We start from the raw sequence: 22,872 nt of genomic DNA, 5'->3' as shown, positions 1-22,872 counted from the left end.
ACGATGATCTCCGCATTGTTCGTCGACCGGCCGCGCTTCGCGATCGTCATCGCCCTGGTGACGGTGATCGCAGGCCTGCTCTCCCTCTTCGCGATCCCGATCGCCCAGTATCCCGACATCGTGCCGCCGCAGGTGTCGGTGACGACCTTCTATCCCGGTGCCTCGGCCTCGGTGGTGGAATCGACCGTCGCCCAGCCGCTCGAAAGCCAGATCGTCGGCGTCGACAGGTCGATCTACATGAAGAGCGTGTCGGGCAATGACGGCAGCTATACGCTGACCGTGTCGTTCGAGCTCGGCTCGGACGCCGACATCAATACCGTCAACGTCAACAACCGCGTCCAGGTGGCGCTCTCCAAGCTGCCGCAGGACGTGCAACGGCAGGGCGTGACCGTCAAGAAGCAGTCCTCCGCGATGCTGGGCGTGATCGCGCTGACGTCGCCAAAGGGCACGCACGACCAGTTGTTCATCTCGAACTACGCCACGATCAACCTGCTCGACGAGATCCGCTCGACGCCGGGCGTCGGTCAGGCGACGCTGTTTGGACCGCAGGATTATGCCGTCCGCGCCTGGGTGCAGACGGACCGGCTGACCGGCCTCGGGCTCACCACCGCTGACATCGTCCAGGCGATCCAGGGCCAGAACGTGCAGGCGGCCGTCGGCCGCATCGGCGCGCGCCCGATCTCCGACGACCAGCAGCTCCAGCTCAACATCCAGACCAAGGGCCGGCTTTCCTCGGTCGACGAGTTCAATGACATCATCATCCGCACCAATTCGGACGGATCGGTGCTGCGCCTTTCGGACGTGGCCCGCGTCGAGCTCGGCGCCGCCAATCTCGACCGCTCCACCCGCCTGAACGGCCAGCCGGCGACGCTGATCGGAATCTACCAGTCGCCCGGCGCCAATGCCCTGACGACGCTCGCCGCCGTCAAGGAGAGGCTGGCCGAAGCGCAGAAGCAGTTCCCGGACGATCTGACCTGGAGCGTCACCTACGATCCCACCACCTTCGTCACCGCCACGATCGACATCGTCGAGCACACGCTGTTCGAGGCCTTCGTGCTCGTCGTGCTGGTGGTGTTCCTCTTCCTCGGCAATCTGCGCGCCACGCTGATCCCGACGATCGCCGTGCCGGTCAGCCTGATCGGCACCTTCATCGTGCTGAACGCGATCGGCTATTCCGCCAATACGGTGTCGCTGCTCGCCCTCGTGCTCGCCATCGGTATCGTCGTCGACGACGCCATCGTCGTGGTCGAGGCGGTCGAGGCCAAGATGGAGGCCGAGCCCCACCTGACGCCCGGTGAAGCCACCAAGGCGGCCATGGGCGAGATCACGGCGCCGATCATCGGCATCACGCTCGTCCTGCTCTCGGTGTTCGTGCCGGTGGCCTTCATTCCCGGCATCACCGGCGAGCTGTTCCGCCAGTTCGCGGTCACGGTCGCCGTCTCGATGCTGCTTTCGGCCATCAACGCGCTGACCCTGTCGCCGGCGCTCTGCGCCATCCTGCTGAAGCCGCGCCACGGTCCCCGTCGCGGCCCGATCGGCGCGCTGATGCGCGGCATCGACCATGTCCGCGACGCCTATGGTTCGGTCGTCGCTCGGCTGCTTCGCATCTCGATCATCGGCATCGTCATGGTGGTCGCCTCCGCCATCGGCATCTACGTGCTGAACGGAGTGACGCCGACCGGCTTCCTGCCGGAAGAGGATCAGGGCGCCTTCTTCGTCGTCGTGCAGACGCCGGACGGCGCCTCGGTCGGACGCACCAGCGCGGCCGTCGCCGAGGTCGAGGCGATCCTGAAGCAGGAAGAGACCATCGCCGACACCTCCTCGATCATCGGCTTCAACTTCGTCGACGGCTATTCGCAGCCGAACGCCGCCTTCGTCATCGCCACGCTGAAACCGTTCGAGGAGCGCAAGGGCGCCGATCAATCGGCGGCGGCGGCGATCCAGCGGCTCGGGCCCAAGCTCCGCACCATCTCGGGCGGTTTCGCGCTGCCGCTCGCCCCGCCGCCGATCATCGGCCTCGGCACCGGCGGTGGTTTCACCTACATGCTGCGCTCGCTCTCCAGCAGCGACCCGACGGCGCTGGCGCAGACGCTGCGCGGCCTGCTGGTCGCGGCCAACCAGGATCCGCGCCTCTCCAACGTCTTCTCGTCCTTCTCCGCCTCGAACCCGTCGATCTATCTCGACATCGACCGCGACAAGGCCGAGATCCTCGGCGTCGACATCTCGTCGATCTTCCAGGCGCTGCAGACCTCGCTCGGCGGCGGCTATGTCAACGACATGAATCTGTTCGGCCGCACCTGGCAGGTCCAGGTCCAGGCCGAAGCGCAGGACCGCCGTGCGATCACCGACATCGATCGCATCAATGTGCGCAGCCGGACCGGCGAGATGATCGCGCTGCGCAGCCTGGTCGAGCCGAGGCTGGTGCTCGGCCCGCAGGCGCTGATCCGCTACAACAACAAGCTCGCCGTCACCGTGCAGGGTGCTCCGGCGCCTGGCGTCTCGTCCGGCCAGGCGCTCGCCGCGATGGAGGAAGTCGCCGCCAAGTCGCTTCCGGCCGGCTATGGTGGCGCCTGGACCGACATCGCGTTCCAGGAAAAGAAGGCCGAAGGGCAGACCAGCATCATCCTCGGCTTCGCCGTGCTTTTCGCCTTCCTGTTCCTGGTGGCGCTCTACGAGAGCTGGACCATTCCGGTGCCGGTGCTGCTCTCGGTCTCGGTCGCGGTGCTCGGCGCCTTCTTCGCCATCCTGGTTGGAAGGCTGACGCTCGATCTCTACGCCCAGATCGGCCTGATCGTGCTGATCGGCCTCGCCGCCAAGAACGGCATCCTGATCGTCGAGTTCGCCAAGGAGCGGCGCGAGCACGGCATGCCGCTGCTCGAGGCGGCGATCGAGGGCGCGCGGCTGCGCTTCCGCCCGGTGATGATGACATCCTTCGCCTTCATCCTCGGCCTGGTGCCGCTCGTCTTCGGGACCGGCGCGGCGATGCTGGCGCGACGCCATGTTTCCACGCCGGTCTTCGGCGGCATGCTCGCGGCCTCGCTGATCGGCATCTTCGCGATCCCCGCGCTCTATGTGATCTTCCAGGGTCTGCGCGAGCGGGCACGGCCCTCGATCGTGCCACGCGCCGCTTCCGACGGCGAATGACGAAGGGACCGGAGATGCGGAAAGCCGCCATTCTCGCAATTGCAGCGCTGGCGCTGGCAGGCGCGACGCCGTCGCTCGCAGCGCCGCAGAAGGGCCTGAAGTCGCCGCGCGCCGGGGTTCTCTGCGACCACTACCTGTGCGCCGACAAGGCCGGGATCTCGCGTGAGCTGACGACGCGCTATCTCGGCAGGGCCGCCGCCAGGAAACTGTTCTCGCAGGGCGATTTCGACGCGACCCGCTTCACCTTCGACAACGGGGTGTTCTGCGATACGTCGGAGCGAAGCTGCTACAAGGACCGTTACTTCGACAGCAACGGCAAGCGCGGTCCGGTCGACCCGAAGGCGACGGCGGCCCTGCTCGGCAAGCCTTAGCCTTTCCTCCCCATCGACGGATTCCTGTCCCGGCCGGGCGGCGCACTGCCCGGCCGAACGCATTTGGCGGGCGGTTTAGCGAGCCTTCTCCTTCCGTAGCGGGAGTTTCGTCGCCGAAGAACCTAAGTCCAGCTAGGCGACCCGGAGCAACACTTTGAAAAAATTCAAATCTGGGCAAGCCGAGGCTACCACTTGCCCCATGGCGGGCGTACACATGATAAACCATATTCGGCCACGTCCCGTGGCCGATTCCAGCGAACTGTCGTCTAGCGCGGTTCATGAAGCGCATCGTGCCCATGAACCGATAAGAGAACTTCTGTGTTTCCGAGGCGCCAGCCCTGATGCCCAAGATAGTCATCGTCGACGACAGCTCGACCAATCAGCGCATCTATTCAAAGCTGGCGAGACAGCTCGAATCCGAACTCGACATCCGCGCTTTCGGGAATCCGCGCAAGGCGCTGGAGTGGATGACGGAGAACACCGCCGACCTGATCATCACCGACTACAAGATGCCCGACATGACCGGCGCGGACCTGACCGCCGCCATCCGGACCGACGTCCGCAACTGGGACGTCCCGATCATCGTCGTCACGGCCTATAGCGACCAGGAGTTCCGCGTCACCGCGCTCGAGGCGGGAGCGACCGACTTCCTGCTGAGCCCCGTCGACCATGTCGAATTCCTGGCTCGGGCCAAGAACCTGCTGAAGCTGCGGGCGCAGCAATTGCTGATCTCGAAGCGCGCCGACCAGCTCGAAATCAGCCTGCACGCCAAGGAACAGCTGCTGCGCGAGAGCCGCGAAGCGCTCGCGCAGGTGATCGATACCGTGCCAGCGATGATCAATGCGACCGACCGCGACGGGCGCTGCGTCTTCGTCAACGCGCACCAGGCCGCCTTCTTCGGCAAGGCTCCCGCGGATCTGGTCGGCCAGCCGATCGAGGCGCTTCTCGGCGAGGACCGCGCTCATATCAGCCGTCGCCTCGACCAGCTCGTGCTCAAGACCGGTCGCGCCATGCCGCCGCGCCAGGAGGATGTCTGGGCGCCCGACGGCGAGCACCGCATCTACCTGACCAGCAAGGCGCCGCTCTATGACGGCATGGGCGAGATCGCCAGCGTGCTCTCGACCTCGATCGACATCACCGAACAGCGCCACGCCGAGCGGCGCCTGCTCCATATCGTCAACCACGATCCGCTCACCGGCCTGCCCAACCGGGTGATGCTGCGCGACCATCTGCGCCGCGAACTTGCGCGCGGCCGTCGCGGCGACCAGAACTTCGCGCTGCATTTCATCGATCTCGACCGCTTCAAGGCGGTGAACGACGCCCATGGCCACCATCGCGGCGACGCGCTGCTGCAGCGGGTCGCCGAAGCCCTGCGGACCCTGGTCGGCGAGGACCATACGGTAGCGCGCCTCGGCGGCGACGAATTCGCCATCCTGCAGCCGGACATCGACGGACCGGAAGATGCCGGCCGGCTTGCGGAGTCGATCCTCGCCCTCCTGAACAGCACGGAAGACAGCCCCCTCGCCCTCAATATCGGCGCGAGCATCGGCGTCACGCTGGCTCCCCTCGACGGCACCGACCCGGACGAGTTGCTGAAGAACTCCGACCAGGCCATGTACCTGGCGAAGTCGCTGGGCGGCGGCACCTGGCGTTTCTTCGCCGCCGACATGCGCCCGCGCGCCAGCCAGACCGCCCATCTCGAGACCGAACTGCGCGGCGCGCTCTCGCGCCAGGAATTCGTGCTGTTCTACCAGCCGCAGGTCGATCTCCGCAGCCAGAAGATCGTGGGCGCCGAGGCGCTGCTGCGCTGGCAGCATCCGCAACGCGGCCTGCTGGCGCCCGGCTCCTTCCTCGGCCTCGCCGAAGAGACCGGCCTGATCCTGCCGATCAACGAATGGGTGCTGAACGAAGCCTGCCGCCAGGGCGCGGCGTGGGAGGCGATCGGCTTGGGCGACCTGCGCATTGCCGTCAACATGTCGCCGATCCAGTTCCGCCGCCAGGGTGTCGAGGGCCTTGTGAAGGACGCGCTGCGGGCAAGCGGCATGCGGCCCACATCGCTGGAACTGGAACTCACCGAGGGCATCCTGCTCGGCCATGACGAGCAGATCGTCAAGCAGATGCACGTCCTGCGATCGCTCGGCGTCACCCTGTCGGTGGACGATTTCGGCACCGGCTATTCGTCGCTAAGCTACCTGCGCAGCTTCCCGCTGCACCGGCTGAAGATCGACCGGTCCTTCGTCCAGGATCTCGGTAGCGATCCGAGCGCGCTCGCGATCGTGCGAACCATCATCGACCTTGGCCACATCCTGAACCTGCAGGTCCTCGCCGAAGGCGTCGAAACGGAGGCCCAGCTCTCGCTCCTGCGTCTGGAAGGATGCGACGAGGTGCAGGGCTACCATTTCAGCGGACCGCTCCCGCCCGATGCCTTCGTCGCCTGGGTGGCGCGACATGGCCGGGCAAGCTCCGGCCCCTCGTTTGGGGCGACGGAGACAGAGCATGCGCGCGCCGACTAGGTTCCTCCAGGCGCTGGCCGCGCCCTTCCGTGGCGTGATGGCGCGGCTGCGGGAGCGCCCCGACAGCGAACACGAGATGAGCTTTAACCGGCTCGTCTTCGCCATCATCATCGTCATCGTGCTGCTGGTGAACCGCGGCAGCGGCGACATGGGCTATGCGCTGGACGTGATGGCGCTCTACATCCCGCTCGCTCTGGCGGTGCTCGCCCACATCCTGATCTATCCGGGCGTCTCGCGCGGGCGCCGCTTCTTCGCGCTGGTGATGGATTGCGGCTTCCTCTCCTGGCAGCTCCATCTCGGCGGCGAGGTCGCCGCCCTGTTCTTCCCAATCTATCTCTGGGTGATCTTCGGCAACGGCTTCCGCTTCGGCCTCACATCGCTCGCCATCGCCATTCCGGTCGCCACCATCTGTTTTGGCATCGTGGTGATGACGACGCCGTTCTGGTTCCAGCGCTGGCACCTGTCGGTCGGCCTGCTTGGCGGGCTCGTCATCCTGCCCGCCTATGCCGGCACATTGATCCGCAAGCTGTCGCTGGCGACGCAGGCCGCCGAGGAGGCGAGCCAGGCCAAGAGCCTCTTCCTCGCCAGCGTCAGCCACGAATTGCGCACTCCGCTCACCGCCATCGTCGGCATGACGGGCCTGCTGCGCGCCAGCCCGCTCGTCGCCGAGCAGCGCGACATGGTCGAGACGGTCGAGGTCGCCTCCCGCTCGCTGCAATCGCTGATCAACAGCCTGCTCGATCTCTCGCGCATCGAGGCGGGCCGGATGCCGGTTTCGAACGGAGAGATCGACCTGATCGCCCTGCTGGTCGATTCACGCCGGCTCGTCGAGAGCCAGGTGCGCGAGCGCGGCCTGAGCTTCGATATCCACGTCACGCCGCGCACCCCGCTGCGGCTCTATGGCAGCCGGCAGCACCTGCACGAGATCCTGGTCAATCTCGTCGGCAACGCCGTGAAATTCACCCGCGACGGCGGCGTGACCATCGCGGTCGACGGCCAGCCGGAGGAAGACGGCCGGCTCCGGCTGACGATGGAAATCACCGATACCGGCATCGGCATCGCCCCGAAGGACCAGGAGCGGATCTTCGAGGATTTCACGCAGGCCAATGCCAGCATCATGAACCGCTTCGGCGGAACCGGGCTCGGCCTCGCCATCGCCCGGCGGCTGGTCGGCCTGCTCGGCGGCTCCATCTCTGTCGAGAGCGCGCTCGGCGAAGGCAGTACGTTCCGCTTCGACATCGTCACCTCGACGCTGCCGGACGAGGGATTGGCGGTCGACGAACCCTGGCGCGAGCGCGGCGTCGTCCTTGTCTGCCGCGATGCCGCGCCGCTGGAGGATCTGGTCGGCGCGCTTTCGTCGCTCGGGGTGAAGCCGATGATGGCCGACCCGCTGCTCGGCCCGGCGCGCATGTTCCCGCCCGAGGCCGCCAATGCGATCCGCCTGCTCTTCGAGCCGAACGGCCGCAACCTGCCCCTACCCTTCGCGGTCGCGACCGGCGCGCCGACCAAGGGCGTCCTGATCCAGCCGGAGGCCGCACCCACGCTGCCCGGCCTCGCCACGCGGCAACGCTGCACCAGCCTCCTCTCCGACCACCCGACGACGGCCGAGCTGCGGCGCGCGCTGACGATCGCCTGCCGGCTGAACACGCCGGCGCCGATGGCCGCCCCGCAGCATGCCGCCGCGCCACGACCCATCCGCCCCATCCGGCCACGCCGCGTGATGCTCGCCGACGACAACCGCATCAACCAGCGGGTCTTCTCGCGCATCCTCGAAGGGGCCGGCCATTCCGTCCTGCTGGCGGAGACCGGCGACCAGGCGCTCGACCTGCTGGAGGAAAAGGCCGACCAGATCGACATCGTGCTGATGGACTTCAACATGCCCGACACGGACGGGCTGGAGGCGACCAAGCTCTACCGCGTGATGGCGACCGGCAGCCGCAGATTGCCGATCGTTGGCCTGACCGCCGATGCGACCGCGCTCAACGACAGCCGCTGGCGCGACGCGGGCATGGATGACTGCCTGATCAAGCCGGTCGAACCGGCTGCGCTGCTCGCGGCGATCGAGCGGATCACCGGCGACGGCTCCGATCCCTCGGCGCGGCCCGAGACACGCCTGACCCTGGTGCGCTCCAACATCCTGCCGACGCTGGACGAGAAGGCGGTCGAGCGGCTGCAACGGCTCGGCAACGCCGAGTTCGTCAGCGAGCTCATGGAGGATTACCTCGCCGACGCCGAGATCATGCTGGACAGGCTGGCGAAGAGCGCGACGCGGGGCGACCTGGAAGCATTCCGCAGCGACGACCACGCGCTGCAGAGCAGTTCGGCAAACATGGGCGCTCTCGCCCTCGGCAGCATCTGCAGGCCCTGGCGGGACCTGCGCGGCGAGGAACTGCGGGCGAGTGCGACCGAGTTCACCCGGCAGGCAAGGGCCGAGTTACGGCGGACCCAGAAAGCCATGCGCCTCTATTCGGGGCGCGAAGCCGGACTGGGCTGAATTTCCGGCGGCTGGCGATGCGCCCGCGGGCGCATCGCCAATCGACCTCACTCGGCAGCCACGAGAACGGAAACGTCCGATTGCAGGCTGGCGAGGCGCCGGTTCTGGGCCGAGCAGAGACGATCCATCTTGCGCAGGTCGGCTTCCGTCAGGTTGAGCGCCGCTTCCGCCCAGATGTCGACGACGTCGATCAGTTCCGAGAGCGTCACCGGATTGACCCGACGCCGGGCCCGGTACATGGCGTGATGCGCGTTGTGCTTGCGGTTGTGGCGGGCGATGTAGTCGAGCACGGCCGCCTGGCCCTGGCCGTCCTCGGCGAGGACATCCACCACGCCCATCTCGTAAAGCTCTTCGGCCGTATGGATGCGGCCCGAGAGGATCAGCGCCTCGGCCTTGTCGCGCGGCATGCGGCGGGACAGGAAGCTGTAGGCACCCATGCCGGGGAACATGTTGAAGAGGATTTCCGGCAGGCCCATCTTGGCGCTCCGCTCGGCCACGATCAGGTCGAAGGACAGGGCGTGCTCGAAGCCGCCGCCGAGCGCGTCGCCCTGCACCAGCGCCATGGTGACGACCGGCGCATCGAATGCCACGGCATTGCGGTGGATGGCCTCGACGGCGACATGGCCGTAGTGGCGCATCGCATCGAGGTCCCGGCTGCGGATCCGCTGCGCGAAATGGCCGAGATCGCCGCCGAGATTGTAGATGCCCGGCACCGCCGAGGCCATGACGAACCAGGAGAACGGCGCGTCGGCCTGGGTCGGCAGCTTCGAGAAGGTCTGGGTGATCGCCGTCTGCATCCGGCTGATGTCGTGCATCAGTTCATGGGTGTAGGAGGGCTTGTCGACCGGGTCCATGTAGCACCAGCAGGTCGAATTGGTTGTGTCGATATCGATATGAAGATTGTCGTAGCCGATATCGCGGATCGCCCGCACGGCCTCGGGCGCGGGCGGGTTTCCGGCGCCGACCGACATGGCGTTAAAAGCAATCGGTGCACTATTCATTTGAAGGGCAGTCATCTTTTGTCTCCATTTTTGAACTAATCAGCAAGAACGCCACGCGTGAGAGTGCCGCTAGGACACCCTCCAATACATTAGGCCCACGACACGCGACGAGAATGAGAAAGTAGCGGCCCGCTGGGCTGATCAAGACCGCATCTGCGTTCAAGGTGAATCACGGGGTACGCAGAACAAAAGTCCATCAAGGCTTCGAGCCGTCGCGGCCCTGAGGTCGCGGCGAAATGCCCGTCGACCGGCTGACATGCTCCGCCGGTCCGCCCCTTGCCGCCTAGCGCTACATGGCAACGGCGGGGCTCCACAACCGAGCCTATGCAATTTCTGGACAATCGGCAGCCGACGTTTCACTCTCGGCCGGATCGAAGACCCGTCTGGCAGCCAAAGATTCGTGATGCCGCTCGAAGCGCCCCCCAACGATCGCCCCGAGACTTTCGGCGATCCAAGCCTTCCACGCCTGCGGCAGGCCATCGACGAGATGCCGGAAGCGCTCTCGCGGATCGGCAAGTACATCCTCGACAATCCGGAGCGCGTCGTCCGTTCGTCGCTGGCGGAACTCGCCGTGCTGGCGCAGAGCGGCGAGGCCAGCGTCGTCCGTTTCTGCAAGCATCTCGGCTATGCCGGATACCGCGATCTCAAGATCGCCCTGACGGCTGAGCTTGCGAGCCAGCGGACCGTCCGCCTGATGCGGGTATCCCATGTCGGCGGCCTGACGCCGCTGGCGGCCCGGCTCGCGGAAGCGATCAGCAGCACCGCGCAGAACCTCGATCCCGACCTGCTGCTCCGCCTGGCGGTGCAATTGAAGAAGAGCCGGCGCATCGACGTATTCGGCGCCGGCATCTCCGGCATCGTGGCCGAGATGGTCGCCTATCGCCTGATGCGCGTCGGCCTCATCGCCCAGGCCTTCCAGGATGCGACGCTCGCGCATGAGGTGATCACCAAATTTGATGCCTCCTGCGTGGCGATCGGCATTTCCGAAATCGGCGTCACGCCGGATACGGTGCGCTTCCTGGCCGGCGCGCGGGCGGCCGGCGCCTTCACGCTCGCGATCACGGGCCGCGCGCAGAGCCCGCTTACCCAGAACGCCGACGCCGTCCTGCTGGCGGTCGCCACCGATCCGCCGCCCATGGGCGGCGAAATGACGGCCGTCCCCGCCAAGATCCTCGTCGTGGAAGCACTCGCCGCCGCGATCGCGGCCGAGTGAGCGGCCGACGCTCCACCGGCATGAAGAGATTATGGAGTTTTAATCCACATCCGTCATGCGAGTGAAATAAAACTCCGCCATGTTCCGCCCAACGCAACGGGGGCAGAACATGACGGCGACCGTTTCCATCGCTTCGATCGAAAAGAGCTTCGGCGCGGCCAGGACGCTGAAGGGGGTTTCGGTGGATATCGCCGCAGGCGAATTCCTGACCCTCGTCGGCCCTTCCGGCTGCGGAAAATCAACGCTGCTGCGCATCCTCGCCGGCCTCATTCCGCAGGACGGCGGCTCGATCCGCATCGACGGCGCTCCCGTCGACCACCTGCCGCCCCGGGCGCGCGACGTCTCCATGGTGTTCCAGAGCTACGCGCTCTATCCGCATATGAGTGTGCGCGAGAACATCGCCACGCCGCTGAAGGTGCGGCGTCTCAGCAGCGCGGCGCGCTGGCCCCTCGTCGGCCGTATGGTGCCGGGCCAGTCGGCCGCGCGCGCCGCCATCGCCGAATCCGTGAGCCAGGTGGCGGCGCAGGTCGAGATCGAGGCCTTGCTCGACCGCCGGCCGGCGCAGCTCTCCGGCGGGCAGCGGCAGCGCGTGGCGCTCGCGCGCGCCATGGTGCGGCAGCCGCGCGTCTTCCTGATGGACGAGCCGCTTTCCAACCTGGACGCCCGGCTGCGCGTGCACATGCGCGGCGAGCTTTCCGAACTGCATCGCCGCCTCGGCGCGACTTTCGTCTATGTGACACACGACCAGGTCGAGGCGATGACCATGTCGAGCCGCGTGGCGCTGATGATGGATGGAGAAATCATCCAGGTCGCGACCCCAAGCGACATCTACGCAAATCCCGTCGATGTACGCGTCGCCCGCTTCATCGGCAGCCCGGAAATCAACCTGCTCGACGCCCGCGCCGACACGAACGGTCAGGTCTCGATCGCCGGCAAGGCGACGGGGTTCCGCGCGGAGACGGTCGGGGCGCTCACGGTCGGCCTTCGGCCGGAAGTGCTCGCCATCGACGACGGCTCGTCCGAGATCGTCATCGACAGCCGCCTGCAGCGCATCGAGCGGCTCGGCCACGACGTGCTGCTCCATATGCGCCACGACGCCGGCGGCAGGAAGGCCATGACGCTGCGCGTCTCGGCGGGTGACCTCGACAGGCTGCAGGCAAACGGCCGCCTGAACGAGAACGTCGCGATCGGCGCGCGCGCCAGCTCGGCCCTCCTATTCGGCGCCGACGGCAAGCGGCTGCCGGGCCTGCAGGGCGCGGCCTCGACCGAGCTGATGAACTTCGCCATGGGCCGCAGGGCGGTGGGAGCCTGATCATGGCCATGGTTCTTTCCTCCGGCGCGAGCGGCACCGCATCGCGGCGCCGGCTCGGCGCCGAGATCGCACCCTCCGTCGCCTATTGGTTCGCCACGCCCTCCGTCATCCTGCTGGTCGGCACGCTGCTGTTGCCGATCGCGGTGATGGTCACGATGAGCTTCACCGACTACGAGCTCGGCGCCCTCGACTATTCCTTCCTCGGCTTCGACAACTATGTCACGCTCTGGAAGGACCGGAGCTTCTGGAAGGCCCTGTTCAACACGATCTACTATGTCGCGCTGGTCGTTCCCGCCTCGGTGGTGATCGGCCTCCTGCTCGCCGTGATGGTCAATGGACTGAAGCAGGGCCGCAAGCTCTACCAGATCGCCTTCTTCCTGCCGGTTACCTCGACGCTGATCGCGATGGCGACGGTATGGAAATACCTGCTCCATGGCACGATCGGCCCAGTCAACCATCTGCTGACCGCCTTCGGCCTGCCGGCAATGGAGTTCTTCGGCAATCCGTCGCTGGTGATGCCCGCTCTCGCCATCATCGGCGTCTGGTCGCTCGCCGGCTTCAACATGGTGCTGTTCACCGCGGGCCTGACGGCGATCCCGCAGGAGCTCTACGAGGCCTCGGCCGTCGACGGCATCGACGGCCCGATCGAGCGCTTCTTCACCGTGACGCTGCCCATGCTCGGGCCGACCACGATGTTCGTCATCATCACCACCTCGATCACCGCCTTCAAAGTGTTCGACACCGTCGCGGTGCTGACCCGGGGCGGGCCGCAGGGGGCGAGCGACGTGCTGCTCTACGTCAACTACCTCGAGGGCTTCCAGTACATGCGGATCGGCCTCGCCTCGGCGATCACGGTCGTCTTCCTCGGCATCATCCTCCTGCTGTCGCTGATCCAGGCGAAGGTTCTGGAACGGAAGGTCCACTACTGATGTCGCGCTCCGCCTCCTTCCTCACGCGGGCAGGCTTCACCCCCGGCCAGCTCGTCATGCACGCCGTGCTGCTGGCCTGCGCCTTCGCCATGCTGTTTCCGTTCTACTGGATGGTGCTCACCGCCTTCCGCCCGTCGCCCGAAGTCTTCTCTGCCACCTTCCACTGGCTGCCGCAGACATTTGCCGGCTTCGACAATTTCCGCGAAGCCTTCGCCAAGGCGCCGCTGCTGCGCTTCATGCTGAACGGCGTCGTGATCTGCGCGGGCATCCTCGCGGTGCAGTTGCTGACGGCGATCCCCTGCGCCTATGCGCTGGCGAAATACGAGTTCCGCGGCCGCGGCCTGCTGTTCGCGCTCGTGCTGTTCGCCCTCTGCGTGCCCGTGCAGGTGCCGGCGCTGCCGCTCTACATGGGCCTCGCCTTCACCGGCACGCTCGACAGCTACTTCGCGCTGATGCTGCCATTCTTCCTGTCGGTCTTCGCGATCTTCCTGTTCCGCCAGGTGTTCCGTTCCTTCCCGGACGACATCATCCACGCGGCGCGGCTCGACGGCATGGGCGAACTGGAAATCCTCTGGCGCGTCGTCGTCCCGAGCGCCAGCCCGGCGATCGCCGCCTTCGCGGTCTTCTCCATCACCGCGCACTGGAACGACCTCTACTGGCCGCTGATCGTCGTCACCAGCCCGGAGCTCGCGCCGCCGCCTCTCGGCATGATGTACTTCTCCGACACCGACCTCGGTTCCAGCTTCGGCGCCCTGATGGCGGCCGCCACCCTGCTCACCGCCCCGCTCGTGGTCCTCTTCCTCTGCGCCCAGCGCCATTTCGTCCAGGGCGTCACCATGACCGGCGTCAAGTAACCGCCGCGGCCGGCGATCCGGCCGCACCCCAGTGAACTCCACCAGATGCCGGGCCCGACGATCGTCGGCCCGCGACGGATCCCTCTGCCCTACGCATCCACCCTCAAGGAGCCCATGATGAAGACCCTCAAGCAGGCCGCGCTGGCCGGCGTGGTCGCCCTGCTCGGCGCGTCCACGGCACATGCCGACCCGATCACCATCGAAGTCGAGCACTTCATGCCCGCCCACAACGTCTTCCACGAGAAGGTGGCGGCGGCGTTCATGGCGAAGCACCCCGACATCGTCATCAAGTTCCGCAACGCGCTGCCGAGCTATGACGAGCAGCACCAGGCGCTGCTGCGCGAGGCCATCACCAACAACCTCCCGGACGTCTATCACTCCGGCTACCACCTGCTGCCGGAAGTCGTGCATCAGCTCGAGAAGCGCGGCCAGGTCATCGCGCTCGACGACTACATGGCCAAGGAAGGCGAGGCGTGGGTCAACGCCAACTACGAGCCCTCGATCCTCAATCTCGGCAAGGTCGACGGCAAGCAGTACGGCATCGGCTTCAACGCCTCGACGCCGATCGTCTTCTACAATGCCGACCTGGTGAAGCAGGCCGGCGGCGATCCCGATCACTTTCCGACCAACTGGTCGGACATGATCGCGCTCGGCGCCAAGATCAAGGCAACCGGCGGCGACGTCGACGGCTTCGCCTACGACATCCACGCCTGGCCGGACGACTGGCTGTGGCGCTCGCTCATCCTCGAGCAGGGCGCGCAGGTCATGAAGGACGACAACAAGAGCGTCGCCTTCGACAATGGCTCGGGCCTCGAGGCTCTGAAGCTCGCCCGCAGCTTCGTCACCGACGGCAAGATGACGCTGCGCGATTTCGAGCAGTCCCGCCAGCAGTTCGCCGCCGGCAAGCTCGGCATCATCTTCGCCTCGCCGAACAGCGCGCGCGGCTTCTCCGACCTGATCGGCACCCGCTTCACGCTGATGTCCTCGACCTTCCCCGTCTCCAACCTGGAGAAGGGCGTCGTGCCGACCGGCGGCAACGGCATGATGATCCTGGCCAAGGACAAGGCGAAGCAGGACGCGGCCTGGGAATACATCAAGTTCGCGACAAGCGCCGAAGGCCAGACCATCGCCGTGCTCGGCTCGGGCTACATGCCCACCAACAAGGCGGCGCTTGCGCCGGAATATCTCGGCAAGTTCTACGAAGAGAACCCGAACTGGTACACGAGCATCAAGCAGATCTCCCGCGCGGCGCCCTGGGGCGGTTACCCCGGCACCAATGGCGTGAAGATCTGGCGCACGCAGCGTGACATCATCGGCCAGGTGATGAGCGGCGACGTCTCCCCCGAGGACGGCATCGTCAAGATCACCGAGGCGACCAACGCCCTGTTGCCGAACTGAGCTTCCCACAACAGAAGCCATCCGCCGCGCGTGGTTTCACGCGCGGCCTTTCATCAGGTAAGACCTTGATCGATCTTGTCATATTTGACTGCGACGGCGTGCTCGTCGACAGCGAAATCCTCGCCGCGCAGGTGATCAGCGAGACGCTCGGCGCGATCGGACGGCCGATGTCGGTCGAGGATGTCGTCGCCGGGCTGGTCGGCCTGGACGCCGGCGCCACCCGACGCAAGCTGGAAGCCATGCACGGTACAGCCCTGCTGCCGGAATTCGAGGCCATGGTCGCGGAGCGGCTGGAGGCGGCCTTCCAGTCGCAGCTGAAGCCGGTCGCCGGCATCGCCGAGCTGCTGCGCGGCCTCGGCCAGCCCTATTGCGTCGCCTCGAACAGCGGCCACGAGCGGCTACGCTGCACCTTCGCGGCCACCGGGCTGGCGCCGCTGGTCGAAGGACGCGTGTTCAGCGCTGACGACGTGGCGCGCGGCAAGCCCGCCCCCGACCTGTTCCTGCACGCGGCGAAGAGCATGGGTGGCATCCCGCCCGAGAGATGCCTCGTGGTGGAAGACAGCGTCACCGGCGTCACCGCGGGCGTCGCCGCCGGCATGCGCGTGGTTGGCTTCTGCGGCGGCGGCCACATCCTGCCCGGCCACGACCAGCGCCTGCTGTCGCTCGGCGCCGACCTGGTCCTCACTGAACACCACGAACTGGCCGCCCTGCCCTGGCTTTCCGCCAGCGCGGCTGCCCTTGCCTGAACCAGCCTTCCCGATTGCACAAAGGACCGTTCCCGATGAGCAGCATCGCTCCCTTCTCCCTGCCCGGCCGCTTCCTGCGCGGCAACATCCACACCCACACCACGCGTTCCGACGGCGCGCTCCCGGTCGAGGCGGTGATCCAGGCCTACCGCCAGTCCGGCTATGACTTCCTGTCGATCACCGACCATTTCCTGAAGCAGTACGACTTCCCGGTCACCGACACGCGCGCCTTCAGCGACGAGGGCTTCACCATGCTGCAAGGCGCGGAGATCCATGCGCCGCGCACCGAGGTGAGCGACCTCTGGCATCTCGTCGCCGTCGGCCTGCCGCTCGACTTCGCCCCGACCACGCCCGACGAGGATGGGCCGGCGCTCGCCCGCCGCGCCAGGGCGGCCGGCGCCTTTGTCGGCATCGCCCATCCCGGCTGGTACAGCCTGTCGCTCGCCGATGCCGAGACTTTGGTCGACGCCGCCCATTCGGTCGAGATCTACAACCATGGCTGCCAGGTCATGCACGACAAGGGCCATGGCGCCTATCTGCTCGACGGCCTGCTCGACAAGGGCCATCGCCTGACGACCTACGCCTGCGACGACGCCCACTTCAAGGCGGCCGATTTCGGCGGCGGCTGGATCGAGCTCAAGGCCGAGAGCAACAGCCCCGAGCACATCCTGGAGGCGCTCAAGGCCGGCAGCTTCTATTCGACCCAGGGCCCGCGCATCGACGACATCGATGTCACGGCGGACGCCGTCGAGGTCCGCTGCTCGTCCGCTTCGCGCGTGCTGGTCGCCGGACAGGGCTATCTGATGAGCCACAGCAGCGGCATCGCCATGACCCGCACCCGCGTCTCGCTGGCGCCGCTCGAAAAGAGCCCCTGGCTGCGCGTGATCGTCGTCGACGATACCGGCCGCAGCGCCTGGTCCAATCCGATCTGGAAGTGACGGCTTTGTCCCGGCCGTCGTCGACGGCCGGGTCATCTATCGTCGGAGACGGCGCCATCGTGGATGAACGCCGTCCCGATCGACCGGTCAGACGCGTTCGAGCGCGATGGCGATGCCCTGGCCAACGCCGATGCACATCGTCGAGAGCGAGCGGCGGCCGCCATTCAGGCTCAGTTCCAGCGCGGCCGTGCCGGTGATCCGGGCGCCGGACATGCCGAGCGGATGCCCGAGCGCGATGGCGCCGCCATTGATGTTCACGCGCGCGTCGTCATCGGCGATGCCGAGATCGCGCAGGGTCGCGAGCCCCTGCGAGGCGAAGGCCTCGTTCAGTTCGATCACGTCGAAATCGGCTGCCTTGAGCCCGAGCCGCGCCATCAGCTTCTTCGAGGCCGGCGCCGGGCCGATGCCCATGATCCGCGGCGGCACGCCGGCCGCCGCCCCGCCGAGCACGCGGGCGATCGGCGTCAGGCCATGCCTTTTTGCGGCTTCCGCCGAGGCGAGGATCAGCGCCGCGGCGCCGTCATTGACGCCGGAGGCATTGCCGGCCGTCACTGTGCCGCCCTTGCGGAACGGCGTCGGCAGCTTGGCCAGAGCCTCGATCGTGGTGGCGCGCGGGTGCTCGTCACGGTCGACCACCACCGGATCGCCCTTGCGCTGCGGGATGGTGACCGTCGTGATTTCGCGCGCCAACCGTCCGTTTGCCTGCGCCGTTGCCGCCTTGGCCTGGCTCGCCAGCGCGAAGCGGTCCTGGTCCTCGCGCGAGACGGCGAAGTCCTCGGCGACATTCTCGCCGGTCTCCGGCATGGAATCGACGCCATACTGCGCCTTCATCAGCGGATTGATGAAGCGCCAGCCGATCGTCGTGTCATAGATCTCTGCGTTGCGGGAATAGGCGGCCTCGGCCTTCGGCATGACGAAGGGCGCGCGCGACATGCTCTCGACGCCGCCGGCGATCACCAGCTCCGCCTCGCCCGCCTTGATGGCGCGGGCAGCGGCGATCACGGCGTCCATGCCGGAGCCGCAGAGACGGTTGATCGTCGTGCCGGAAACGCCGACCGGCAACCCGGCCAGAAGCGACGACATGCGCGCCACGTTGCGATTGTCGTCGCCTGCCTGGTTGGCGCAGCCGAAGATCACGTCGTCGACGGCCTCCCAGTCGACGCCGGCATTGCGGGCTACCAGCGCCCGGAGCGGAACGGCGCCGAGATCGTCGGCGCGAACCGAGGCGAGCGCGCCGCCGAAGCGGCCGATCGGGGTCCGGATATAGTCGCAGATAAAGACGTCGGTCATCTCAGAGCTCCGGAACGATCAGATCGGCAACGCTGCCGTTGTTGACGAGTTCGGCGCCGGTTACGGCCTGCAATTGGTCGAGCGACAGGGATGGCAGCTTCTCGCGCAGGACGAAGCGGCCGCCCTCGATGTCGATCACCGCCAGCGAGGTATAGACGCGCGTCACGCAGGCGACGCCGGTCAGCGGCAGGGTACAGCGCTGCAGCAGCTTCGGCCTGCCGTCCTTGGTGACATGGTCGGTGATGACGGCGACGCGCTTGGCGCCATGCACGAGATCCATCGCGCCACCCACCGCAGGCACGCCCTTGGGCCCGGTCGACCAGTTAGCGAGGTCGCCGTTTTCCGCCACTTCATAGGCGCCGAGGATCGCCACATCGAGATGGCCGCCGCGCACCATGGCGAAACTGTCGGCATGGTGGAAGAAGGCCGAGCCGGGCTTCAGCGTCACCGCGCGCTTGCCGGCGTTGATCAGGTCCCAGTCTTCCTCGCCGCTCGGCGGCGCCTCGCCGAAGTTCAGGATGCCGTTCTCGGTGTGAAAGATCGCCTCGCGGCCGGGCGGCTGGTACTGCGCGACCTTCTCCGGGAAGCCGATGCCGAGGTTGACATAGGCGCCGTCATGAATGTCCTGCGCGGCGCGCCAGGCGATCTGATTGTTGGTCAGCTTGGCGGCCATGTCAGGCAACTCCCGGATAGACGGCGTTGGCGCGGTTCAGATCCTCTTCCTGCTGCGCGTGGGCGACCTCGACCACTTTCTGGACGAAGATGCCGGGCGTCACGACCGTCTCCGGGTCGATGCCGCCGGCGAGCACGATCTGGCTCGCCTGCACCACGGTCTCGGCCGCGGCCATGCACATCAGCGGATTGAAGTTCCGCGCCGCGGCCCGATAGGCGAGATTGCCATGCGTGTCGGCCGTTTCCGCCTTCACCAGGGCTACGTCGGCCTTCAGCCAGCGCTCCTGCACATAGGAGCGGCCGTCAAACTCGGCGACCGGCTTGCCCCCGGCGAGGTCCGTGCCATAGGAGGTCGGGGTGTAGAAGGCCGGGATGCCGGCGCCGCCGGCGCGGATGCGCTCGGCCAGCGTGCCCTGCGGCACCAGTTCCAGCTCGATCTTGCCGGCCAGGTAGAGCTCGGTGAACACCACCGGATCGGCGGAGCGCGGGAAGGAGCAGATCAGCTTCTTCACCATCCCCGCCTCGATCAGCGCGGCCAGGCCGACATGGCCGTTGCCGGCATTGTTGTTGATGATCGTCAGCGCCTTGGGATGGCCGGTAGCGCGGAAACGATCGATGAGCGCGTGGATCAGTTCGATGGGCGAGCCTGCTCCACCAAAGCCACCGATCATCACGGTCATGCCGTCCCCGATCCCGGCCACGGCGGTGGCGAGGTCTGTGACTGTCTTGTCCATGCAAATTCCCCTGGCGCCCTGGCCCGGAACCGCCCGGCGCAGCCAAGGGATAGGCCGGGTACGCTCTTCCGTCCATCCAATTTGTGCGATATCATGCATTTGTTCGAATATCGCTCAAATTGGATAGCCGGCGCCATGACCATTCCCGAACGCGACCTGATGGGCGGCCTCGCCAAGGGGCTATCTGTCATCGAGACGTTCAGTCCCGACCATCCGCGCCAGTCGATTTCCGAAGTCGCGGCGGCGAGCGGGCTCGACCGTGCCACCGCGCGGCGCTGCCTGCTGACGCTCGCCCATCTCGGCTATGCCGACTATGACGGGAAATACTTCACGCTGACGCCGCGCGTGCTGCGGCTCGGCACGGCCTGCCTTGCCACCATGCCGCTGCCGCAGCTCGTACAGCCGCTGCTCGACCAATTGTCCGAGACGATCGGCGAGAGCTCGTCGGTCTCGATCCTCGATGGCGACGAGATCGTCTATGTCGCCCGCGCCGCGCAGCGAAAGGTGATGTCGATCGCGCTGATGCCGGGCTCGCGCCTGCCGGCCTATTGCACCTCGATGGGCCGGGTGCTGCTCGCGGCCCTGCCGGAGGCCGAGGCCCGCGAACGCCTGGGCGCCGGCCCGCTGCCGCGCCGCACGCCGCACACGCTGACGGACCCGGAAGCGGTGCTGGCCGAGATCGCCCGCGTTCGCGCCAATGGTTATGCCGCCATCGACCAGGAAGTGGAGATGGGCCTGCGCTCGATCGCCGTCCCGCTGATGACGGCGCGGCGCGTCACCGTCGCCGCCGTCAATCTCGGCCTGCCGGCCCGCGGCGAGCCGATCGAGGCCATCATCGAGCGCTATCTGCCGGCCCTCCAGGAGGTCGGCCGGAAGATGCGGGAAATCCTGCGCTGAAGGCGCTCCAGCTCTTTGCTTGGTCGCGTCTTCTTCACGCGAACCGGTATCCGCTTCGCTCGAAACGCTCTAGCCCTTGCCCGCGGCGGTGATCAGGTCGGCCGCCCGCTCGCCGATCATCACCGCCGGCGCGTGGGTGTTTCCCGACACGATCGTCGGCATCACCGAGCAATCCGCGATCCGCAATCCCTGCAGCCCGTGCACCCGGAGTTCCGGATCGACGACGGCCTGCGCGTCATGCCCCATCCGCGCGGTGCCGACCGGGTGGAAGATCGTGGTGCCGATTTCGCCGGCCAGCCGCGCCAGCGTTTCGTCGTCCCCCGGGCCGGGACCCGGCTTGATCTCGGTCGGCCGATAGCGGGCCAGATGCGGCTGCGACATCAGGCGGCGGGCGTGGCGGATGCTGTCGGCGGCGACCACGCGGTCCGCCTCGGTCGACAAATAGTTCGGCTGGATCGCAGGCGCGGCCTGCGGATCGGCGGTCGCGGCATGGGTCGCGCCCCGGCTCGTCGGCCGCAGGTTGCAGACCGAGACCGTCAGCGCCGGCGTCCGGTGCAGCGGCTGGCCAAAGGCATCCAGCGACAGCGGCTGGACGTGATATTCGATGTTGGCGCGGTTATGCGCCGGGCCGCTGCGGGTGAAAATGCCGAGTTGGCTCGGCGCCATCGACATCGGCCCGCTCTGCGTCAGCGCATATTGCAGCGCGATGCCGGCCTTGCCCCAGAGCGTCGCGGCCCGGTCGTTCAGCGTCCGCGCCCCTGTGATCGAATAGATCGTCCGCAGCTGCAGGTGATCCTGCAGGTTCTCGCCGACGCCCGGCAGGGCGTGCACCAGCGGAACGCCGATCCGCTCCAGCACGGCCGCCTGGCCGATGCCCGAGAGTTCGAGGATCTGCGGCGAGCCGATCGCACCAGCGGAAAGAACCACCTCCTGGCGGGCATGCGCCTCGAACAGATCGCCGCCGCGCGCGAAGACGACGCCGGTGACGCGCCGGCCCTCCATTTGCAGCCGCCGGACATGGCATTCCGTCAGGATCGTCAGGTTGGGCCGCCGGCGCGCCGGATCCAGAAAGGCCTTGCGCGCGTTCCAGCGAATGCCGCGCTTCTGGTTGACCGGAAAATAGCCGACACCTTCATTGTCGCCGGCGTTGAAATCGGCGGCGGCCGGAATGCCCATCTCCTCGGCCGCCCTCGCCACCTCGTCGAGAATCGGCCAGTGCAGGCGCTGCTGCTCGACGCGCAGTTCGCCCGTCGTGCCATGCGCCTCGTCGGCGGCGCCGAAATGTCGCTCGGAGCGGCGGAACAGCGGCAGCACGTCCGACCAGCCCCAGCCGTCATTGCCGAGTTCGCGCCAGCCGTCATAGTCCTGCGCCTGGCCGCGCATGTAGATCATGCCGTTGATCGAGGAACAGCCGCCGAGCACCTTGCCGCGCGGATAGAGCAGGCTTCGACCATTCAGGCCCGGGACGGCCTCGGTCCTGAAGCCCCAGTCGAGCCGCGGATTGCCGATGGCGAACAGATAGCCGACCGGAATGTGCACCCACGGGTGGTTGTCGCTCTTGCCGGCCTCGATGAGCAGGACGCGCCGGGCCGGATCCGCCGACAGGCGGTTGGCGATCACGGAGCCGGACGATCCGGCCCCGACGATCACGACGTCAAAGGTGCCGAAGTCGGCCGGCCGCGGGTTGGCATGGTTCATCGAATTGGTTCCGGGGGCGGCCTGACGACGCGCATTTCGGGCAATCGGGGACGGCGATCGCCTACATGAAGCGCGAGGAATCCACGAGGTCGAACATGCCGCCGCCGAGTTCCTTGTGCAGGCGATGCCAGCGGCGGTCCAGATAGACGAGCGAATGGTCCTCCGGCGCGGTGTCCTCCGGATGCGCCTCGCCCTCCAGCAATTCGGCGGCAACCAGCGTCGCGCCCTCGATCGGCAGCACGCCGAGCCGGCGGGCGCGGAACCATGTCGAGACGCCCGTATAGCGCGGTTCGCCGGTGGGAAGCCGTTCCCAGGGGCCGCCCGGCGGAAAGCGGTCCGCGCCGCTCGACGCGCAGAGCTGCGCCAGGTCGATGTCGGCGTAGCGCAGCAGATGGATCACCATCGTCTCGGCGCGGAGCAGCGGCTCGGACGAACCCGACTTCATCGACAGCGAAAACGCCACCACCGGCGGGGCCGCGCTCACCGAGATCAGCGAGGAAACCGTCATCGCGACGGGCCGCTCGCCCGGATCGGCCGTGATCACGGCGACGCCGGCCGGATGGCGGCGGAAAGCCTCGCGGAAGGCGTTGGTCATCGGGTGCAGGCTCATCGACGGGTCTCTCTCGCAGCAGGAAAAGGGGGCCGGGCGGCAGGACCGCCCGGCCCTT

18 protein-coding genes are annotated in these 22,872 nt (G+C 67.2%); 12 read left to right on the top strand and 6 right to left on the bottom strand.

The genetic code is table 11. From position 1 onward, the window contains the following. Nucleotides 1-3: 3 nt before the first annotated feature. The 4 genes from WFK98_RS02720 to WFK98_RS02705 all read left to right on the top strand — a co-directional run bounded on the left by WFK98_RS02720 (nt 4) and on the right by WFK98_RS02705 (nt 8,522). Complete coding sequence (locus tag WFK98_RS02720) at nt 4-3,144, top strand: efflux RND transporter permease subunit (RefSeq protein WP_266339295.1); 3,141 nt, start codon at nt 4-6, stop codon at nt 3,142-3,144. A 14-nt stretch (nt 3,145-3,158) separates the two neighbouring features. Then, nucleotides 3,159-3,515 carry a YcgJ family protein gene (locus WFK98_RS02715; RefSeq protein ID WP_336799193.1) on the top strand — a complete coding sequence of 119 codons (357 nt, stop codon included), beginning with the start codon at nt 3,159-3,161 and terminating at the stop codon, nt 3,513-3,515. Nucleotides 3,516-3,856: 341 nt separating this feature from the next. Continuing rightward, nucleotides 3,857-6,028, top strand: coding sequence for a GGDEF/EAL domain-containing response regulator (locus tag WFK98_RS02710; protein WP_266339293.1), 2,172 nt, complete (start codon nt 3,857-3,859; stop codon nt 6,026-6,028). Continuing rightward, a complete protein-coding gene (locus tag WFK98_RS02705; protein ID WP_336799192.1) occupies nt 6,012-8,522 on the top strand; it encodes a sensor histidine kinase in 2,511 nt (836 codons plus the stop codon). Before WFK98_RS02710 ends, WFK98_RS02705 begins: the two co-directional genes overlap by 17 nt. Nucleotides 8,523-8,569: 47 nt before the next feature. Here the strand turns inward: WFK98_RS02705 and WFK98_RS02700 are convergent, their stop codons facing one another. Next, complete coding sequence (locus tag WFK98_RS02700) at nt 8,570-9,538, bottom strand: crotonase/enoyl-CoA hydratase family protein (RefSeq protein ID WP_336799191.1); 969 nt, start codon at nt 9,536-9,538, stop codon at nt 8,570-8,572. Nucleotides 9,539-9,926: 388 nt separating this feature from the next. Between WFK98_RS02700 and WFK98_RS02695 the strand changes: the two genes are divergently transcribed. From WFK98_RS02695 to WFK98_RS02665, 7 genes are all read left to right on the top strand, one after another. Further along, a complete protein-coding gene (locus WFK98_RS02695; protein WP_336799190.1) occupies nt 9,927-10,736 on the top strand; it encodes a MurR/RpiR family transcriptional regulator in 810 nt (269 codons plus the stop codon). Nucleotides 10,737-10,845: 109 nt separating this feature from the next. Beyond that, nucleotides 10,846-12,048, top strand: a complete 1,203-nt coding sequence (locus WFK98_RS02690) for an ABC transporter ATP-binding protein (RefSeq protein ID WP_336799189.1) — start codon at nt 10,846-10,848, stop codon at nt 12,046-12,048. A 2-nt stretch (nt 12,049-12,050) separates the two neighbouring features. After that, complete coding sequence (locus WFK98_RS02685) at nt 12,051-12,977, top strand: carbohydrate ABC transporter permease (RefSeq protein ID WP_336799188.1); 927 nt, start codon at nt 12,051-12,053, stop codon at nt 12,975-12,977. Continuing rightward, nucleotides 12,977-13,831: a carbohydrate ABC transporter permease gene (locus WFK98_RS02680; protein ID WP_420909628.1), complete on the top strand. Its 855-nt coding sequence runs from the start codon at nt 12,977-12,979 to the stop codon at nt 13,829-13,831. The genes WFK98_RS02685 and WFK98_RS02680 overlap by 1 nt, the downstream gene beginning before the upstream one ends. 117 nt (nt 13,832-13,948) lie before the next feature. Beyond that, nucleotides 13,949-15,229: an ABC transporter substrate-binding protein gene (locus tag WFK98_RS02675; RefSeq protein WP_266339287.1), complete on the top strand. Its 1,281-nt coding sequence runs from the start codon at nt 13,949-13,951 to the stop codon at nt 15,227-15,229. Nucleotides 15,230-15,294: 65 nt separating this feature from the next. Continuing rightward, nucleotides 15,295-15,975: an HAD family hydrolase gene (locus tag WFK98_RS02670; RefSeq protein WP_336799187.1), complete on the top strand. Its 681-nt coding sequence runs from the start codon at nt 15,295-15,297 to the stop codon at nt 15,973-15,975. Nucleotides 15,976-16,010: 35 nt separating this feature from the next. Further along, a complete protein-coding gene (locus WFK98_RS02665; protein WP_336799186.1) occupies nt 16,011-16,913 on the top strand; it encodes a CehA/McbA family metallohydrolase in 903 nt (300 codons plus the stop codon). A gap of 87 nt (nt 16,914-17,000) precedes the next feature. Here WFK98_RS02665 and pcaF read toward each other — a convergent pair whose 3' ends face one another. From pcaF to WFK98_RS02650, 3 genes are read right to left on the bottom strand one after another with little or no spacing between them, the layout of a single operon-like run. Next, nucleotides 17,001-18,203 carry a 3-oxoadipyl-CoA thiolase gene (pcaF, locus tag WFK98_RS02660; protein WP_336799185.1) on the bottom strand — a complete coding sequence of 401 codons (1,203 nt, stop codon included), beginning with the start codon at nt 18,201-18,203 and terminating at the stop codon, nt 17,001-17,003. A gap of 1 nt (nt 18,204) precedes the next feature. Continuing rightward, nucleotides 18,205-18,876, bottom strand: a complete 672-nt coding sequence (locus WFK98_RS02655; RefSeq protein ID WP_266339283.1) for a 3-oxoacid CoA-transferase subunit B — start codon at nt 18,874-18,876, stop codon at nt 18,205-18,207. 1 nt (nt 18,877) lies between these two features. Further along, nucleotides 18,878-19,609 carry a 3-oxoacid CoA-transferase subunit A gene (locus WFK98_RS02650; RefSeq protein ID WP_336799184.1) on the bottom strand — a complete coding sequence of 244 codons (732 nt, stop codon included), beginning with the start codon at nt 19,607-19,609 and terminating at the stop codon, nt 18,878-18,880. Between the two features lie 135 nt (nt 19,610-19,744). On the opposite strand from WFK98_RS02650, the gene WFK98_RS02645 reads away from it, so the two are divergent. Then, nucleotides 19,745-20,506: an IclR family transcriptional regulator gene (locus WFK98_RS02645; protein ID WP_266339281.1), complete on the top strand. Its 762-nt coding sequence runs from the start codon at nt 19,745-19,747 to the stop codon at nt 20,504-20,506. Nucleotides 20,507-20,575: 69 nt separating this feature from the next. Here WFK98_RS02645 and WFK98_RS02640 read toward each other — a convergent pair whose 3' ends face one another. Beyond that, entirely contained in the window at nt 20,576-22,204 is a 1,629-nt protein-coding gene (locus tag WFK98_RS02640; protein WP_336799183.1) for a GMC family oxidoreductase, read from the bottom strand. Between the two features lie 61 nt (nt 22,205-22,265). Further along, nucleotides 22,266-22,814 (bottom strand): flavin reductase family protein, encoded by a 549-nt coding sequence (locus WFK98_RS02635; RefSeq protein WP_336799182.1) that lies wholly within the window; start codon nt 22,812-22,814, stop codon nt 22,266-22,268. Nucleotides 22,815-22,872 lie beyond the last annotated feature (58 nt).

Origin of the sequence: Kaistia sp. MMO-174 (assembly GCF_037147815.1) — a bacterium.
Classification (GTDB): domain Bacteria; phylum Pseudomonadota; class Alphaproteobacteria; order Rhizobiales; family Kaistiaceae; genus Kaistia; species Kaistia nematophila.
Note: the sequence above shows the minus strand (reverse complement) of the source record. Positions and strands in the feature narration are given on the sequence as shown.